This is a genomic window from Fructilactobacillus sp. YLN 2507 (assembly GCF_059614085.1).
On sequence record NZ_CM184303.1, the window covers coordinates 1,402,604 to 1,419,502 of the forward strand.

The 16,899-nt window shown below is 38.5% G+C and carries 10 protein-coding genes and 1 pseudogene; 5 read left to right on the forward strand and 6 right to left on the reverse strand.

Annotation, left to right across the window (positions count from 1 at the left end; all coding sequences use genetic code 11):
- Nucleotides 1-129 precede the first annotated feature (129 nt).
- Entirely contained in the window at nt 130-399 is a 270-nt protein-coding gene (locus tag AC0GLY_RS07135) for an LPXTG cell wall anchor domain-containing protein (protein WP_496612274.1), read from the reverse strand.
- Between AC0GLY_RS07135 and AC0GLY_RS07140 the strand changes: the two genes are divergently transcribed.
- The 5 genes from AC0GLY_RS07140 (at nt 377) to AC0GLY_RS07160 (ending at nt 10,399) form a co-directional block, all read left to right on the forward strand.
- Nucleotides 377-7,474 carry a hypothetical protein gene (locus tag AC0GLY_RS07140; RefSeq protein ID WP_496611477.1) on the forward strand — a complete coding sequence of 2,366 codons (7,098 nt, stop codon included), beginning with the start codon at nt 377-379 and terminating at the stop codon, nt 7,472-7,474. The genes AC0GLY_RS07135 and AC0GLY_RS07140 overlap by 23 nt on opposite strands.
- A 105-nt stretch (nt 7,475-7,579) precedes the next feature.
- Nucleotides 7,580-8,200: a hypothetical protein gene (locus AC0GLY_RS07145; protein WP_496611478.1), complete on the forward strand. Its 621-nt coding sequence runs from the start codon at nt 7,580-7,582 to the stop codon at nt 8,198-8,200.
- 528 nt (nt 8,201-8,728) lie between these two features.
- Entirely contained in the window at nt 8,729-9,838 is a 1,110-nt protein-coding gene (locus AC0GLY_RS07150; protein WP_496611479.1) for a hypothetical protein, read from the forward strand.
- 87 nt (nt 9,839-9,925) lie between these two features.
- A complete protein-coding gene (locus AC0GLY_RS07155) occupies nt 9,926-10,060 on the forward strand; it encodes a hypothetical protein (RefSeq protein ID WP_496611480.1) in 135 nt (44 codons plus the stop codon).
- A gap of 90 nt (nt 10,061-10,150) precedes the next feature.
- Nucleotides 10,151-10,399 (forward strand): hypothetical protein, encoded by a 249-nt coding sequence (locus tag AC0GLY_RS07160; protein WP_496611481.1) that lies wholly within the window; start codon nt 10,151-10,153, stop codon nt 10,397-10,399.
- A gap of 1,655 nt (nt 10,400-12,054) precedes the next feature.
- Here AC0GLY_RS07160 and AC0GLY_RS07165 read toward each other — a convergent pair.
- The 5 genes and pseudogenes from AC0GLY_RS07165 to asp2 all read right to left on the reverse strand — a co-directional run.
- Nucleotides 12,055-12,195 (reverse strand): annotated as a pseudogene (locus AC0GLY_RS07165) (KxYKxGKxW signal peptide domain-containing protein); the annotation flags it as partial.
- A 71-nt stretch (nt 12,196-12,266) separates the two neighbouring features.
- The gene (locus tag AC0GLY_RS07170; RefSeq protein ID WP_496611482.1) at nt 12,267-13,121 is read right to left on the reverse strand and encodes a hypothetical protein; all 855 of its coding nucleotides are present in this window, start codon (nt 13,119-13,121) and stop codon (nt 12,267-12,269) included.
- The gene (locus tag AC0GLY_RS07175; protein WP_496611483.1) at nt 13,099-14,559 is read right to left on the reverse strand and encodes a glycosyltransferase; all 1,461 of its coding nucleotides are present in this window, start codon (nt 14,557-14,559) and stop codon (nt 13,099-13,101) included. Before AC0GLY_RS07175 ends, AC0GLY_RS07170 begins: the two co-directional genes overlap by 23 nt.
- Nucleotides 14,560-14,567: 8 nt before the next feature.
- Nucleotides 14,568-15,317, reverse strand: coding sequence for an accessory Sec system protein Asp3 (gene asp3 / locus AC0GLY_RS07180; protein WP_496611484.1), 750 nt, complete (start codon nt 15,315-15,317; stop codon nt 14,568-14,570).
- On the reverse strand, nt 15,317-16,897 hold the full coding sequence (gene asp2, locus AC0GLY_RS07185) for an accessory Sec system protein Asp2 (protein ID WP_496611485.1): 1,581 nt from the start codon (nt 16,895-16,897) through the stop codon (nt 15,317-15,319). Before asp2 ends, asp3 begins: the two co-directional genes overlap by 1 nt.
- Nucleotides 16,898-16,899: the final 2 nt, after the last annotated feature.

The following is a 16,899-nucleotide window of genomic DNA, read 5'->3' on the forward strand; positions in this document are numbered from 1 at the left end:
CAATCACATAAATTTGTGATTGTCTTTTTATTTTGAATTCTATTGAACACAAAAAGCGACTGAAATATTTACGAATTCAGTCGCTTAATGTCGCTAATTCTTACTTATGAAAATAAGAAAGTAAACAATTTAATTATTATCTTCTTTTTTCTTTCTCTTACCAAGACCCAAGATGATCATTATAGCAAGAATTGCTGAACCAATTGAAGCCATCAAACTATTTGAGTTATCTTGTCCAGTTTGTGGTAATTCAGCTCCTGGCTTCTTACCAGACTGACTAGCACTTACTGAAGTCAATGTCACACTAGCTGATTTACTTGTTGATTCACTTTGAGTTTCTGAAGCACTGTTTGAAACAGATTCAGATTTCAAAGTTGTGTTAGAGGCCGAAGCACTCATACTTGCGCTACTTGATGTGCTTGTTGAGGCTGATCCACTCATACTTGCGCTACTTGATGTGCTTGTTGAGGCTGATCCACTCATACTTGCGCTACTTGATGTACTGGTTGAAGCTGATCCACTTGTACTTGCGCTACTTGATGTACTGGTTGAAACGGATGCACTCATACTTGCACTGCTTGATGTACTGGTTGAGGCTGATCCACTTGTACTTGTGCTACTTGATGTGCTAGTTGAAACGGATGCACTCATACTTGCACTACTTGATGTACTAGTTGAATTTGAGTCACTTTCTGATTTTTGCTTTGAAGCACTCATACTATCAGATACTGAAGCACTGGCACTTGAACTAATTGAAGTACTTGCTGATGCTGAATCACTAGCACTAGTTGAAGTTGAGGTACTTACTGATGAAGCACTATCTGAACTTGAAGCACTTACTGAAGCTGAATCACTCGTACTTGTAGAAGCTGATTTGCTCAAGCTTGCTGATGTACTTGCACTATCTGACGTACTCTTTGAAGCACTGGTTGAAGTACTTTCGCTATCAGAGTTTGATTCAGACCGTGGGTCTGAGCTTGACTTACTCATTGATGCACTATCTGATGCTGAGGTTGACTTGCTTGCAGAATCACTGGCACTCTTTTCAGTTGAAGTACTGATACTAGTGCTAGTTGAAGCACTATCTGAACTTGAAGCACTTGCTGAATTACTTGCAGAATCTGTATTGCTTTGTTCTGAAGTTGAAGTACTTACTGATTCACTAGTACTCTTTTCAGCTGAATCAGAGGCACTCGCACTCGTTGAAGCTGATTTTGAAGTACTTGCTGAATCTGTGCCTGAACCACTAATTGAAACTGAGTCACTTTCACTATGTGCAGTTGAAGTACTATCACTGTTACTTGTTGAGGCACTATCACTGGCATTTGATGAAGACGTTGACTTAGATGCACTAGTTGAGTCACTATCAGATTTACTTGTACTTGCACTATCTGATTTAGCAGAAGTTGACTTACTTACTGAGTTACTATCAGTTGATACTGAGTCACTTTCTGATCTTTGCTTTGAAGCACTCATACTATCAGATACTGAAGCACTGGCACTTGAACTAATTGAAGTACTTGCTGACGCTGATTCACTAGCACTAGTTGAAGTTGAGGTACTTACTGATGAAGCACTATCACTTGCTGATCCACTTACTGAAGCTGAATCACTGGTACTTGTAGAAGCTGATTTGCTCAAGCTTGCTGATGTACTTGCACTATCTGACGTACTCTTTGAAGCACTAGTTGATGTGCTTTCGCTATCAGAATTTGATTCAGACCGTGGGTCTGAGCTTGACTTACTCATTGATGCACTATCTGATGCTGAGGTTGACTTGCTTGCAGAATCACTGGCACTCTTTTCAGTTGAGGTACTGATACTAGTGCTAGTTGAAGCACTATCTGAACTTGAAGCACTTGCTGAATTACTTGCAGAATCTGTATTGCTTTGTTCTGAAGTTGAAGTACTTACTGATTCACTAGTACTCTTTTCAGCTGAATCAGAGGCACTCGCACTCGTTGAAGCTGATTTTGAAGTACTTGCTGAATCTGTGCCTGAACCACTAATTGAAACTGAGTCACTTTCACTATGTGCAGTTGAAGTACTATCACTGTTACTTGTTGAGGCACTATCACTGGCATTTGATGAAGACGTTGACTTAGATGCACTAGTTGAATCACTATCAGATTTACTTGTACTTGCACTATCTGATTTAGCAGAAGTTGACTTACTTACTGAGTTGCTATCAGTTGATACTGAGTCACTTTCTGATCTTTGCTTTGAAGCACTCATACTATCAGATACTGAAGCACTGGCACTTGAACTAATTGAAGTACTTGCTGACGCTGATTCACTAGCACTAGTTGAAGTTGAGGTACTTACTGATGAAGCACTATCACTTGCTGATTCACTTACTGAAGCTGAATCACTCGTACTTGTAGAAGCTGATTTGCTCAAGCTTGCTGATGTACTTGCACTATCTGACGTACTCTTTGAAGCACTGGTTGAAGTACTTTCGCTATCAGAGTTTGATTCAGACCGTGGGTCTGAGCTTGACTTACTCATTGATGCACTATCTGATGCTGAGGTTGACTTGCTTGCAGAATCACTGGCACTCTTTTCAGTTGAGGTACTGATACTAGTGCTAGTTGAAGCACTATCTGAACTTGAAGCACTTGCTGAATTACTTGCAGAATCTGTATTGCTTTGTTCTGAAGTTGAAGTACTTACTGATTCACTAGTACTCTTTTCAGCTGAATCAGAGGCACTCGCACTCGTTGAAGCTGATTTTGAAGTACTTGCTGAATCTGTGCCTGAACCACTAATTGAAACTGAGTCACTTTCACTATGTGCAGTTGAAGTACTATCACTGTTACTTGTTGAGGCACTATCACTGGCATTTGATGAAGACGTTGACTTAGATGCACTAGTTGAATCACTATCAGATTTACTTGTACTTGCACTATCTGATTTAGCAGAAGTTGACTTACTTACTGAGTTGCTATCAGTTGATACTGAGTCACTTTCTGATCTTTGCTTTGAAGCACTCATACTATCAGATACTGAAGCACTGGCACTTGAACTAATTGAAGTACTTGCTGACGCTGATTCACTAGCACTAGTTGAAGTTGAGGTACTTACTGATGAAGCACTATCACTTGCTGATTCACTTACTGAAGCTGAATCACTCGTACTTGTAGAAGCTGATTTGCTCAAGCTTGCTGATGTACTTGCACTATCTGACGTACTCTTTGAAGCACTGGTTGAAGTACTTTCGCTATCAGAGTTTGATTCAGACCGTGGGTCTGAGCTTGACTTACTCATTGATGCACTATCTGATGCTGAGGTTGACTTGCTTGCAGAATCACTGGCACTCTTTTCAGTTGAGGTACTGATACTAGTGCTAGTTGAAGCACTATCTGAACTTGAAGCACTTGCTGAATTACTTGCAGAATCTGTATTGCTTTGTTCTGAAGTTGAAGTACTTACTGATTCACTAGTACTCTTTTCAGCTGAATCAGAGGCACTCGCACTCGTTGAAGCTGATTTTGAAGTACTTGCTGAATCTGTGCCTGAACCACTAATTGAAACTGAGTCACTTTCACTATGTGCAGTTGAAGTACTATCACTGTTACTTGTTGAGGCACTATCACTGGCATTTGATGAAGACGTTGACTTAGATGCACTAGTTGAATCACTATCAGATTTACTTGTACTTGCACTATCTGATTTAGCAGAAGTTGACTTACTTACTGAGTTGCTATCAGTTGATACTGAGTCACTTTCTGATCTTTGCTTTGAAGCACTCATACTATCAGATACTGAAGCACTGGCACTTGAACTAATTGAAGTACTTGCTGACGCTGATTCACTAGCACTAGTTGAAGTTGAGGTACTTACTGATGAAGCACTATCACTTGCTGATTCACTTACTGAAGCTGAATCACTCGTACTTGTAGAAGCTGATTTGCTCAAGCTTGCTGATGTACTTGCACTATCTGACGTACTCTTTGAAGCACTGGTTGAAGTACTTTCGCTATCAGAGTTTGATTCAGACCGTGGGTCTGAGCTTGACTTACTCATTGATGCACTATCTGATGCTGAGGTTGACTTGCTTGCAGAATCACTGGCACTCTTTTCAGTTGAGGTACTGATACTAGTGCTAGTTGAAGCACTATCTGAACTTGAAGCACTTGCTGAATTACTTGCAGAATCTGTATTGCTTTGTTCTGAAGTTGAAGTACTTACTGATTCACTAGTACTCTTTTCAGCTGAATCAGAGGCACTCGCACTCGTTGAAGCTGATTTTGAAGTACTTGCTGAATCTGTGCCTGAACCACTAATTGAAACTGAGTCACTTTCACTATGTGCAGTTGAAGTACTATCACTGTTACTTGTTGAGGCACTATCACTGGCATTTGATGAAGACGTTGACTTAGATGCACTAGTTGAATCACTATCAGATTTACTTGTACTTGCACTATCTGATTTAGCAGAAGTTGACTTACTTACTGAGTTGCTATCAGTTGATACTGAGTCACTTTCTGATCTTTGCTTTGAAGCACTCATACTATCAGATACTGAAGCACTGGCACTTGAACTAATTGAAGTACTTGCTGACGCTGATTCACTAGCACTAGTTGAAGTTGAGGTACTTACTGATGAAGCACTATCACTTGCTGATTCACTTACTGAAGCTGAATCACTCGTACTTGTAGAAGCTGATTTGCTCAAGCTTGCTGATGTACTTGCACTATCTGACGTACTCTTTGAAGCACTGGTTGAAGTACTTTCGCTATCAGAGTTTGATTCAGACCGTGGGTCTGAGCTTGACTTACTCATTGATGCACTATCTGATGCTGAGGTTGACTTGCTTGCAGAATCACTGGCACTCTTTTCAGTTGAGGTACTGATACTAGTGCTAGTTGAAGCACTATCTGAACTTGAAGCACTTGCTGAATTACTTGCAGAATCTGTATTGCTTTGTTCTGAAGTTGAAGTACTTACTGATTCACTAGTACTCTTTTCAGCTGAATCAGAGGCACTCGCACTCGTTGAAGCTGATTTTGAAGTACTTGCTGAATCTGTGCCTGAACCACTAATTGAAACTGAGTCACTTTCACTATGTGCAGTTGAAGTACTATCACTGTTACTTGTTGAGGCGCTATCACTGGCATTTGATGAAGACGTTGACTTAGATGCACTAGTTGAATCACTATCAGATTTACTTGTACTTGCACTATCTGATTTAGCAGAAGTTGACTTACTTACTGAGTTGCTATCAGTTGATACTGAGTCACTTTCTGATCTTTGCTTTGAAGCACTCATACTATCAGATACTGAAGCACTGGCACTTGAACTAATTGAAGTACTTGCTGACGCTGATTCACTAGCACTCGTTGAAGTTGAGGTACTTACTGATGAAGCACTATCTGAACTTGAAGCACTTACTGAAGCTGAATCACTCGTACTTGTAGAAGCTGATTTGCTCAAGCTTGCTGATGTACTTGCACTATCTGACGTACTCTTTGAAGCACTGGTTGAAGTACTTTCGCTATCAGAGTTTGATTCAGACCGTGGGTCTGAGCTTGACTTACTCATTGATGCACTATCTGATGCTGAGGTTGACTTGCTTGCAGAATCACTGGCACTCTTTTCAGTTGAGGTACTGATACTAGTGCTAGTTGAAGCACTATCTGAACTTGAAGCACTTGCTGAATTACTTGCAGAATCTGTATTGCTTTGTTCTGAAGTTGAAGTACTTACTGATTCACTAGTACTCTTTTCAGCTGAATCAGAGGCACTCGCACTCGTTGAAGCTGATTTTGAAGTACTTGCTGAATCTGTGCCTGAACCACTAATTGAAACTGAGTCACTTTCACTATGTGCAGTTGAAGTACTATCACTGTTACTTGTTGAGGCACTATCACTGGCATTTGATGAAGACGTTGACTTAGATGCACTAGTTGAATCACTATCAGATTTACTTGTACTTGCACTATCTGATTTAGCAGAAGTTGACTTACTTACTGAGTTGCTATCAGTTGATACTGAGTCACTTTCTGATCTTTGCTTTGAAGCACTCATACTATCAGATACTGAGGCACTTACTGATGCATTAGCTGACGCACTCGTTGAGGTTGAAACACTGTCGCTAGTTGATGTTGAAGTACTCGTTGACTTAGCACTCGTACTATCAGAAGCATTACTTTCTGACCTAAGACTAGCACTAGTTGAAGCTGACTTACTCAAACTTGTCGAAGTACTTTCACTTTCTGAAGTACTTGTTGAGGCACTCTTAGCAGCACTTTCACTTTCTGGGTTTGATTCAGAGCGTGTATCTGAACCTGACTTACTCAATGATGCACTAGCAGAGTCTGATGTTGATGCATTAGCTGAGTCTGTGGCACTAGTTACAGTTGATGTACTTTCCGAGGTGCTCTTAGCATCTGAAGCACTCGTTGACTCACTGGAACTTGTACTTGCCGAATCAGTGTTACTCTTTTCTGATGCTGACGTACTTACTGAAGCACTAATACTATCATCAGCTGATTTACTATTACTTGCACTAGTTGAAGCTGACTTACTTGTACTATCTGAGTCAGTTCCTGAGCCACTGATTGAAGCTGATTCACTTTGGCTCTTAACGGCCGAGGCACTATCGGAAATACTCTTTGAAGTACTGGTGCTATCACTAGCTGCACTAGTTGAGGCTGAGGCACTAGTCTTCTTACTTTCAGAAGTACTATCACTGTTAGTAGTTGATTTAGCACTAGTTGAGGCACTGGCTGTATCACTAGTAATAGAAACTGACGTACTAGTCGACTTAGCTTTTGAAGTACTCAAACTATCAGAGACTGAAGCACTTACTGAAACACTAGTTGAAACACTATTTACTGCTGAAGTGCTATCACTAGTGCTAGCTGAATTAGCAGAATTTGAAGCACTAATACTATTGGAAGCGTTACTATCAGAACGGTTACTCAAACTTTCAGAAGCTGAATTACTCAAACTTTCAGAAGCTGAATTACTCAAACTTTCAGAAGTTTTTTCACTAATTGAAGAACTGGTTGAAGCACTAGTTGATACTTCTGAAACACTGGTACTAACACTAATACTTGCTGAGCCAGTTGAACCACTGCCATCAGAAATTGAAACACTGTCAGAAAGTGAAGTACTTAATGAAGCATTAGCTGATTCTGAAGTTGAATTCTTTGATGAGTCAGAAGCACTCTTCACAGTTGAAGTACTGGTTGAAGTACTAGTTTTATCAGAATTCACCGTTGAAATACTTGCTGAGACACTGGCTGAAGTAGCACTATCTTTGCTTGAAGCTGAAGTACTTACTGAATCACTAACACTGGCATCAGCTGAGTCACTTGAACTCTTACTTGTGGAAGCCGAGTTAGAAGCACTAATTGAGTTAGTTCCTGAATTAGTTTTTGAAGTAGATTCGCTTTGGCTCTTAACTGCTGAATCGCTATTTACCGTACTGTTTGATGTACTTTCACTATCAGTTGTTGAAGCTTGAGATTTAGAAATACTGTCTCGATCACTCTGTGAAGTAGATTCACTGGCACTAACCGATGAACTATCAATTGAAGTACTGGTAATCTCACTACCACTAGCAATTGAATTGCTCAATGACTTAAAGGTTGAAGTACTCTTTGAAATACTTTCACTAACCACATCCGAAACACTAGTACTTTCACTCTTAGCATGTGAAGCACTTAATGAAGAACTAGTTGAAGCACTACTTGATGCTGAACCACTTAAAGTAATGCTGTCAGAGTTAGATTTTGAAATAGAAGTTGATTTTTCTGAATCCGATTTAGAAATCGAATTAGAAGTTTCTGAATCACTCTTCAAACTAGCTGAAATAGAATTAGAAGCACTAGTTGAACCAGTTGATCGAGAATTAGAAAGACTATCTACAGTTGAATTACTCTTACTACTTGATTCAAAGTTACTTGTAACCGTTGAATCACTAATTGAAGTACTCTTATCAGCAGAATTGCTCAAAGAATTAATAGCTGAATCGCTATCAACAATACTGATACTTACTGAATCAGAAAATGATCCGCTATTAGAATCAGAAGCATTACTAGTTGTTTTACTCTTGGAAGCACTAGCACTAGCTGAAATAGAAGTACTTGTTGATGCTGATTCACTAACTGAAGTACTATTCACGGCACTATTAGTGTATGACTCACTAGTTTGTTTAGAATTTAAAGTAGACTCTGATGAAATTGAATGAGAGTTACTTGCTGAAGCAGAAGCATCACTTTTAATAGTAGAATCGCTTTGAGCAGAAGTTGAGGTACTTCCAGCCCCACTTACACTAACTGAGATACTATCGTTACTTAACGAATCTCTAGTTGAAGCTGAAGTACTTGCTGATTCACTACCGCTTTTAACTGCTGATTTACTTGATAAATCAGATGTAGAAGCACTTTCTGAAGCTGAGGTACTTACTGAATCACTGGTTGGTCCAAATGAAGATCCACTTTCAGATTCTTGACTAGCTGATTCACTAACCGAAGTTGATTGTGATTTAACTCCAGATAAACTTTGACTACTACTTACTGATGCACTAGTTGAAGCATCAGAAAATGAGGTAGACATCGTAGCACTGCTTGAAGCTGATTCTGATTGACTTTGTGAAACTGATTTAGAAAGTGAATCATTAGACTTACTAGTTGATGCTGACTCAGAATTAATCTCACTTGCCTTTTTACTACTTGATGTACTTTCAGTAGATTGACTAACTGAAATACTGTCTGAAATGCTAGCTTGCTTATCAGATTCACTAGTCCGGGATGAAGCACTAATTGAGGTACTAGTTGAAGCTGATGCAGATTCGCTTCTAACTTCAGAAAGAATAGTACTAGTTGAGGCTGAACCACTAGCTGACACACTAGTTACACCGGAAGTACTATCACTTTCAGAGTTTGATTTGCTTGCATTGGCAGCACTATCACTTGCATTGGCAGCACTAGTTGAATGTGAAATCGCACTATCAGATGATGAAGTAGATTTACTAGTTACCGTACTAATACTAGTTGATTTACTTAATGAAGCACTTACTGAGGGTTGTTTACTAATTGATTCAGAAGTTGCTGAGTTTATTTGTGAAGTAATATCACTATCTACTGCTGAATTATTTTCACTAGCACTAGTTGAAAGTGAGGCAACATTACTTGTTATGTTGGTTCCTGAACCACTAATTGAAGCTGAAATACTTCTACTATCAAGTGCTGAAGCACTTAAGGATTTACTGCTACTAGCACTCGTTGAGGCTGATGAAGCTGACTCACTAGCGCTAATCGAATCATTTGATCCGGAAGTACTGGCTGAATTCCAGTCTGAACTACTAGCTGAAATTGAGTTGTCTTCTGAATCATTTGTACTTGAACTAAAACTTTTTGAATCAGAAGCAATCGTTGAAGTGCTGGCTGAAGTACTTAATGAATCAGCACTACTTTTATTAGAAGCCGAAGTACTAACGGATAAACTAGCACTTTTGGCAGCTGAATCACTCGCAACTGAACTAGTTGAAGCTGACGCGGAAGCAATATTTTCATCAGTCCCAGTTCCACTTGTTGAAAGTGAAATACTTTCACTCTTCATGGTTGAAGTACTTAATGAATCACTCTTGGAAGCACTAGCACTGTCGCTGGTTAAAGTAGTAGATTTTGAGCGACTTGCTGAGACACTACTTGAAGTACTAGTGCTTGCTGCGGCACTCATGCTAGCAAATGAATCACTAATTGACCGTGAATCATTACTGTCATTAGCCGATTTTGAACGACTTGCTGATGAGCTGGTACTATCGGAAGTACTACGCTTAACACTATCAGACAACGATTTTTGGTATGACTCTGAATTACTGTAAGTATTGGAATAACTATTTGAAATACTAGTTGAAGCACTGGTTGAAGTACTTGCTGAGTCATCTGCACTCTTTACAGTTGAACCACTCTTGCTGAAACTTCGAGAATCAGAAGTACTTTTTGAAACAGAAGCTGAGGTACTTGCATCAGAAGCACTAGCAATCCCAGAAACTGAGACACTTAGTGATTTACTAGTTGAAGCTGAGGAACTAGTACTACTATGATCGCTAGTTGAAGCTGACTTCGAATAACTGTCAGAATCTGTGGTAGAAGGCTGATTTGAAAACGATTCACTAGTACTTTTCATATTTGACATGCTAATTGAAGTACTGGTTGATGCTGAAGCTGAGGAATTATTAGATTCACCTGAAATTAAGGTGCTGGTTGAAACACTCATTGACGTACTTGTACTTGCACTTTTTGATAATGAATCATTGGCCGTACTAGTTGAGTCACTAACACTTGCAGCGGAATCACTTGCAGTAGAAGTACTTGCTGACCCACTGACGGATGCACTAACAGAGGCACTTTGTGAAGGAATTGTAGTTGAATCAACATCATAAACGAAGACAATATCTCCATTATTGCCCCAATGAGCTAGCGTCCCAGACGCAGGAATACTACCAGGTCCCATACCAATGTATTTGTAAGTAACTCCATCTTTTGTAAGTGTGGCAGGCGCTGTGGCAGAGTAGTCCATCCCACGATATTGTCCATTTGGATAACTAACGGTTTCAGGATTAGGAATCAAATTTCCGTTTTTATCGGTACACTTAACGTTAACCGTTGCAGCTTGAAAATAATTAAAACTATCAAATTTAAATTGTTGAACATTCCAATCCATACCAGTTGAAGCACTAATAGCAAAGGAAAGGGCATCATAGGAAGTCTCAACTTGTCTACTCCAAGTGAGCCCATCATACTGAATGGTCATTTTCCGATCAGCTACATTGTAATCTAAGGTAAATGGCAAAAATAAACTTTTATTATAAGGTGTGGATGCTGTTCCATCTGGAAGAAACTGAATGTCAGTAGGAGCAATATTTACATTACTATATGGACTTGGCTGAGTAATAAGTTGTCCATCAGCTCCAGTTTTTATAAATCCACCATATGGATTAGTTCGAGAATTTGGTTGAATAGCATCACCCTTACTATTAACAGTAGGATCACTAGGAGCTCCATTATTATAAGTATCAAGCTTGAAACCAAAGGCATTTAAAAGACCAGTTATTCCAATTCCTTGACCTTTTTCACCAAGTTCCCCAACGTTTCCCGGACTGAAAGAAAATCCCATTCCGTCCGCTCCAAATTGACTACCAAGGGAAACTTCACCCTTTAAAATAAAACTTTGATTAACATTAATCTTATTATTTAAGGAAGCATTCCCAGCTTGACTGGGAGCATTGGTAAGAACTAAAGTTCCTGTTTCTGGATCATAAGTAGCAGTACCATGTAATTGGAAATAATCCAAAAAATCTGCTGCCGTAATAACAGTTTCCCCAGTTTCTGGATTGTAATTAGGATCATCCGTAGCAAGGTTTTGGGTCGCTGCTAAATTAGTGAAAGATGCCCTCATTAGATTTTGGGAATCATCTCTAATTGAAGTGGACTGCTGTACAAAGAGACTTTGTTCAGTCTGGGTTGACATTGAAGCTTGTTGTGAAGCTTGCAATTCAGGGTCAGTTAATTGACTGTCACTTTGACTAGTGAAATTGTTACTGTCATTAGTTGAGGTGTTACTATCTGAATTAGACGTACTTTGAGGATTAGTTTGAGTATCAGATAAACTAGTTACGGCAGCAAAGCGGGTTGCTTGCCGTAGTTGTTTAGCACTAGGCTTAGCGTCCTTGTCGACGTTGCTTTGTGACTGACTAGCTAGTTGACCATCAGTTTTGTTAGAAGTATTGTCTTTGACAGCATCATCTTTTTGTGAAGTAGAAGTTGATTTATGAGCTTCTTGTTCACTAGTACTTTGTGAAAGGGAAAATGAGGTACTAGTTGATTTACTGGTTGAAGTACTCTTAGAAACTAAGTCATCATCTTCAGAATTAGAATGAGAATCGGTACTAGTTGAAGTCTTACTGTCAGACTGTGAACTAGCTGATTCTGAAGTAGCCGGAATTGTAGCTTGTTGCTGATTAACTAATAAATCATTTTGTGTATCAGCCTGCTTAGAAATTTGTTGGGTGGCATCAGCCAGGGTCGTTGGAGCCCCTAAAAATAGGCTTGCAACAATTCCCGTTACGGTTCCGGTTCCGGAAACTAGCCACTGTTTCCCAGCTTTATACATTCTAAAACGAACTGTTTTATTATTTGCAAAAAGTGTTTCTCGTCTTTTTTCGTTAAATCTACTCATGGAATCACTCCTTTACTATATTCCATTGACTGTACCTAACTAATTAAGTAACTCTTAATTAGTTAGATTCATTAGGCTACAATTACTTTTACTTTATCGAGTGGCATTTGCTTCTCTTTCAAAATAGCGTAATCGTCCTGGGTGACTTGCACAGTTTGAATCGTTGGTACTCGATTATAGAGAATATCGGCAAGGTTTCCTCGTACTTTGCCGTTATCATCTAAAGGATTCTCACTAAGCTTGAGAATATTGTGTGATTCGGTTCCACGTAAAGCGGCTAATTCAACTCCCATATAATAGATAGTAACCCTATCTTTCGCAGTAACCTTTTGCTTAACTTGATCATTATAAAAATCATTCAAGTTATCATAATGCTTGAGAATCTCATGTGTTTTTGGATCCTCAATTGTAATGTAATTAATTACCCCCTCATATAAATAGTAGCGAACCACGGGACGTCGTTGTTGATCATAAAAGACCATTTCTAACATCTCGTTTTCAGCATAGAAAAGATTACTAAAAATCGTCCCATCAAACGCATACTCTTCAATGTAGTCAAGACTACCATCCTCATTGGTATAGCGAATGTCTTGAACTGCACGTCTGGTATTAGGATATAAGTATTCTTTTCCAATTTCTTCGCCACGATCCAAAATTGAAATACTGCCATCTCGGTTTACAAAAACTTTTGACCAAGTTGGCACGGGAACATCGTTAAAGAACCGATAGCTCCCAAAATGATACTTTCGATGCGTCAAATGGTCTAAAAGATTATAGCCATTGACACGTGATTCACCAAAGTAAGCCCCAATTTTAGGTGCCGAAACCAACGAAATTACATTTGGAGTCCGGCTTCCTTTAAACTCAGCTTTAATTTTTTTCCACTGGTCGTCAGAATTAACATTATTTACTAGCACGTAATCCATCGAGTAACTCCTTCCATTGCTTAGCGATAATATGATCTTGAAAATCAGCTACAGATTTACTTGTAGCTGCCTGCATTTTTTTATAATTACCATTCAATAGTTTTTGCATAGCTACTTCAATTTGAGTGATATTGTAATCATCATCACTACGATGAAGATTGGCAAGATAACCATTTACCCCATCGTGCACTAATTCTTGAGCACCAAACCGGGCATCAAAGGTAATCACTGGTAAGCCAGCATTCAAAGCTTCAATGTAAGTTAAACCGAACCCTTCTGAGAATGAAGTTGACACAAAGGCATCATATTCAGGGTAAACATGTTCCAAATCATGAGAAAGTCCTTTGAGATGAATATAATCTTCAGCATGTACGGCTGTAATAGTCTCTTTTAGTTTCTTTTGTTCTTCTCCCTGACCATAAATATCAAAGAAAACTTCGATTCCTTGATCATGAAGCTTAGCAACTGCTTTAATTGCTATGTCAATATGCTTTTCAGCAGCTAACCGAGATGCTGTAATAAAGCGAAATGGGGTGTGTGCTTTCCGAGCTTTTTGTTTCACAACATCATCTTTAACTCCCCCCACCGGGATGGCAGTAATCAAATCTTTAGCAGTGGGATCATCAACTAGCATGTCTTTTCTTTGCAACTTAGTAGCAGTTACTACTTGATCAACTTTGTGAATGTCTTCTAATAAAAATTCATAATGATCATTCCAAAGTGGGTATTTTTTATCATCCCGATTTGATAATTGATCAGCATGCACAATGTAGACTAATTTAGAGTCAGGAATTCGATCACGCATCAAAACGTCATCCACAAATTCTCCCCGATCAATAATAAAGTTACTTTTACCACCGTAGGCTGCATTAACTTTTTCAAAAAAGTAGCGATGAAGACTGTGTAAATTACGAAAAAAGAGATGTTTACCATTTTCATTATAGAGATGAATATTAACAACATTTGAACCACGATGCTCATCATTTTCAATCTCATACATCACTTTTCGTTCATCGGTTGTTGCATTATAAAGTTCAACTCGAGAAGTTCCAACTTGAAGGACTGAATTATCAGGATGTTGTTTATCCCGTCCTTTATAAAAATGTTGAATTACACGCATACCAGAATCAGTTACAAATTCACGTTTTCGATTGGTATTGGTTGAATCGACAACCATCGTTCCTTTGTCTCCTTTGACTCTTTTAGCTAAACCTGTCTTAAGATAATCGCCACCAAGTACAAAATATTCCCAAAGGTTTAGCACTTCGTTATCCTTAAGATTCCAACAATCCATTGCTCGATGTAATTCAGGAACCAGATTTAAAAAGATAAAACGATATGGAAGTTTAGCTTGCTTAAAACGATGAGCTCGATAAAATTCAGCATGTTCAACCCCTGAATTACCCATTCCCATTGCTTGATTAATGAAAAAATTCATAAAAATTCCTACTTTCTATTCAATAATGCTTGTGCCTTTAAATCGCTAGCTGACCAATGAACCTGCTGTACTTTAAATTGGGTTTTGAAATCATCTTCAAGTTGTTGCAAATATTGGGTATTCCAATGATCATTGATAAATATCGCTCTCAGTGGACCGTTAGAAATTTGATCAGAAATTGACATTGCATCAACTATTCGATGGGCTTGACGAACCATAAGATTTCCATTGCCCGGTTTCATTGATTTTCGTGGGATAAAGTCAATGAAGCCTTGCTTTAAGTGTAGTTGAACTTGATACTTTTCTTTCAATGTCTCTGGAATGATAAGCAAGTTTTGAAAATCAAGTTTCCTGTTATTGAACTTAACCAATGCCACTTCATAAGCTGGTTCTTCATTGGTTAATTGAAAGCTCAATGTATCTGCTAAAGTCATTTTTTGGTTAATTAATTGCCCAGCTTCATCAAAACTTCGAATGGTTAATCCAACTGATGCTTTAGGAGTTACATCACCATCAAAAATTAATGAAAAAGCTTGATTCCTAGGAAGTTGGGGAAGCCGTTTACTTCCATAGCGTGAATTTTGCAATGGATCAGGATCGCCAAAATAATTACTTTGCCACCAGTGAATTCTTTTCCCCGCTGGTTGCAGTTCATTTTGATAGTAGACACTACCATCATTTTGATAACTAATTTGCGATCCATAAGTATCAGTATTAGTATCATCAGAATCCCATTTTAAAATATAGATGGTTTCCATTACTTTTTCTTCCCCCTCTTCTTCTTAAGCTTAAAGGGCCGTTTACGGCCAAATTGTTCTAATAAGTGCCAATAATTACGCTGAAACCATGCTACAATTGGTCCCGTTTGATCATTATGTCGACCCTCAAATCCCTTAGCTAATAATTTTCCCGTTGGATTCAAAGTAGGAAAACGTTGCCGTAACCCCTTATAAGCATCGCGATTATAATCATCTTGCATCATATAAGCAACTGCCATCGTGGTATCACTTAAAGAACCATTTTCAAAATTATGCCAAAAACGCTGATTTAATTTATGACTAGAAGCTTTAGACAAATCATCTTCAAAGTAAAGTTGCATATCTTCACTAGTTCTAAAATCATCTGGTCGTTTAACTCGACCATTTTGAGCAATTGTCCCAACTTCAGCTAGCGGCTTTCCAACCACAATTCCTTTAGGATTTAACTTAGCCCCATAGTACATAGCCCCAAATGTTCCCATTGACATTCCAGCTAAAATCAAATCACTTTCTTTGAAATGAAGCTTTTTCAAAGTTGATTGAATAATTTTTACAATTTGGTTTTCAAATGCTTCATCACCAAGATAAAATGCTCCTCCTTCCAATCTCCAATCCGAAATTAATAAAAAAGGTGCTCCGAAATTTTGCATCATTCGACGACCTTCGTAACCCTCTTTGGTCCGATACCCAGCAAAGTAGACATTAAGTGGTGGTTTTAAGTCACCTGCATCAAAATAAATTCCTACATTACTATGTAAAGCTTTATCGCTAAGCACGATATCATTTGGCATCATTTCTCCATATTGACCACGAGATCGTCTGATATGCAAAGTCCCAACTTTAACTGCTCCTTTACCTTTTCCATAAATTAGAGCTTGGAAAAAAGTGGCTTTTTCATCACTTGAGATAGAAAAACTTTCATTAAGTTGGTTACTCTGTAAAAAAACTGTCTGAATTACCTCATGAGTCTGGGCATCAATTTGCCTAATTTTAATTGCCAATTCATTATCAGAACCACTTTGATAATCAAGCGAAACTTTATTGGCCATTTTAGCAGGTAAATAAGTAGATTCATTAGGCGTCATCAACAATTGCCAATCATTGCTTGGCTGTAATTCAAGTTTTTGATAAATTTCACCATAACGAGAAATGGATTGAACTGACTTATGATTAATGTGCCAGCTTCGTGGATCAAGTCGATAACCATCAGGATCGTAATAAAAGTAATGTTGGATATCACTCATAAGTTGGTGAGACGTAGTCTTTTCATCAAAGAAGAAAGCCCCTTTGAGTTCCAAAATCTGTTTAACTTCTTTGTCTAACGGAAGACCTTCCTTAACTAATAGCTCATTGGCAGGTAATTGTTTGATCACATCTAAATTATCAAGCCAAGGAAACTCACCATCCAAAATGAAAATAGCATTACGATAAGCTGCATTTAGCTGACCGCCAGTTTTAAACAATGGCTTTTGGGGAATAAATACTTGGTGTAAATCAGCACCTTCTGAATGATAGTACTGATAATCATCTGTTAAATACTCAGCATCTTTTGACCAATCTTGTTTACCAAAATGAAGCACAG

Excerpts from the sequence above, each read along its gene's own strand:
- AC0GLY_RS07135 (WP_496612274.1), bottom strand. The coding sequence starts at position 399 with ATGAGTGCTTCGGCCTCTAACACAACTTTGAAATCTGAATCTGTTTCA.
- AC0GLY_RS07150 (WP_496611479.1), top strand. The coding sequence starts at position 8,729 with ATGCTAGCTTGCTTATCAGATTCACTAGTCCGGGATGAAGCACTAATT.
- AC0GLY_RS07160 (WP_496611481.1), top strand. The coding sequence starts at position 10,151 with ATGCTAATTGAAGTACTGGTTGATGCTGAAGCTGAGGAATTATTAGAT.
- AC0GLY_RS07170 (WP_496611482.1), bottom strand. The coding sequence starts at position 13,121 with ATGGATTACGTGCTAGTAAATAATGTTAATTCTGACGACCAGTGGAAA.
- AC0GLY_RS07175 (WP_496611483.1), bottom strand. The coding sequence starts at position 14,559 with ATGAATTTTTTCATTAATCAAGCAATGGGAATGGGTAATTCAGGGGTT.
- asp3 (WP_496611484.1), bottom strand. The coding sequence starts at position 15,317 with ATGGAAACCATCTATATTTTAAAATGGGATTCTGATGATACTAATACT.